This is a genomic window from Phormidesmis sp. 146-12, assembly GCF_052939495.1.
Genome location: NZ_JBJPHS010000243.1, coordinates 1 through 1,558 on the forward strand (window position 1 = coordinate 1; position 1,558 = coordinate 1,558).

Here is a 1,558-nt window from a genome sequence, read left to right on the forward strand (position 1 = left end):
CAAAGCCATGACGACGGCTCAAAGTCCCCCATTTTTGGGGGATTTAGGGGGCGAAAGATCTCAGCAATGACAGGATCGACTTGTGTGTACACGGCAGACCTGCCAATTTTGGGGGACTTTGAGATGGAGATTTTCGACAGGAATGCTTGGATTTAGCGTTAACCCTGGAATTGATCGCACACCAGCACGACGACGCTTCTCTTGTGGAGAGTGAGTGCCAGATTGTGAGCGATCGTAAAGTATTTACCCCCTCGACAAGGCAGTAGACACAGAGCTATCTAAGTATTAATCCTTTTTTGTGTAATCTACATGACATCAAATCGAATCAGCGCCACTTTAAATGCAGACGCTCGTCAGACTGTGATGGAGGCGATCGAGACCATCAAGCAAGCCATGCCGTTCTTGTTGCATTTGAGCGCAGAAGAACGCAGAACTTTGCCCAAGGTCGGCGATCGTGCTCGCGGTTTTATCCTCAATTGCCTGGATGCCGCGCAACAACATTCTGGTTGTCTCCCCCGATCGTTTGATGTGGAGGAAATGCAGAAAGATGTGCAGTTGATTGAGGATCTCTATCCGGTGCTAATGGCCCTAATGGAGTTGCATAGCCTGGTGGATGATACCTATTTTGCTGCCCACAGTGAAGCTTATGTTGCGGCACTGAAGGTTTACGATGCAGCCAAATCCCATGACGATATGCCAGGGATGAAGATTGTAGTGGAACAACTCAAGCAGCATTTTGCCCGCCGCAATAAGAAAGAGTCGATCGAGTCTACCCCGGAGCTTGCGCCGACTGTGATTGCTTGATAGAGAGAACAGTCTGTTCACGTCTAAAATTTGCCAACTTTGACAACGTTTCTACCCTCGCGATAGGAACGTTTCTTTTTAAATATCCTCTAATCCGTCACGCGATCGAAACAATCTATTAGAAAAACGGAATGCTCCGTTAGAAAATCAAAGCGATCCATCGTCAGAACGGAATGATCTATTAGAAAAACAGAATGCTCCGTTAGAAAAACAAAAGGATGGAGTGGCAAGACCGGAATGTTTTGTTAGAAAACCAAAATGATTCGTTGTCAGAACGGAATGATCTATTAGAAAAACAGAATGCTCCGTTAGAGAACCGAAAGGATGGGCTGGCAAAACGGAATGATATGTTGGCAAGACGGAACTAAAGATCGCGGCAGTGTAATTCTATAGTTCTATTAACTTCGCGCTATTTATCGATCGGCAGTAACCCCATGTCTACGTCAGGAAATTCATCTGCGATATCTGGCAGTGTTGCAAGTAATGCTAATAGAGAAGATCGTTTGACAGGCTCAATAACTAAACGCTCTCCTTCCTTGCGAATGATTACTTCGTCTGTAGGTAGCTCAAACTCGTGAGGAATCGTTAGCGATTGACTTGTGCCGTCGTGGAATAAATGAATAATTCGCTCTATCGTCATCCAGCAACCTCTTACTGTTTGTCTCTAACTGTCTGCATCTAACATTGTACAAAGCGGCACCTCATCCCTCATCCCTCATCCCTCATCCCTCATCCCTCATCCCTCATCCCTCAT

The 1,558-nt window shown here is 45.9% G+C and carries 3 protein-coding genes; 2 read left to right on the forward strand and 1 reads right to left on the reverse strand.

Features of this window, described 5'->3' with window-relative positions:
• Positions 1 to 309 precede the first annotated feature (309 nt).
• Positions 310 to 804: a hypothetical protein gene (locus ACKFKF_RS35000; protein WP_446871935.1), complete on the forward strand. Its 495-nt coding sequence runs from the start codon at positions 310 to 312 to the stop codon at positions 802 to 804.
• A 218-nt stretch (positions 805 to 1,022) separates the two neighbouring features.
• Positions 1,023 to 1,172 (forward strand): hypothetical protein, encoded by a 150-nt coding sequence (locus ACKFKF_RS35005; RefSeq protein WP_446871936.1) that lies wholly within the window; start codon positions 1,023 to 1,025, stop codon positions 1,170 to 1,172.
• A 41-nt stretch (positions 1,173 to 1,213) separates the two neighbouring features.
• On the opposite strand, the gene ACKFKF_RS35010 is transcribed toward ACKFKF_RS35005, so the two are convergent.
• On the reverse strand, positions 1,214 to 1,444 hold the full coding sequence (locus ACKFKF_RS35010; RefSeq protein WP_446871937.1) for an antitoxin: 231 nt from the start codon (positions 1,442 to 1,444) through the stop codon (positions 1,214 to 1,216).
• Positions 1,445 to 1,558 lie beyond the last annotated feature (114 nt).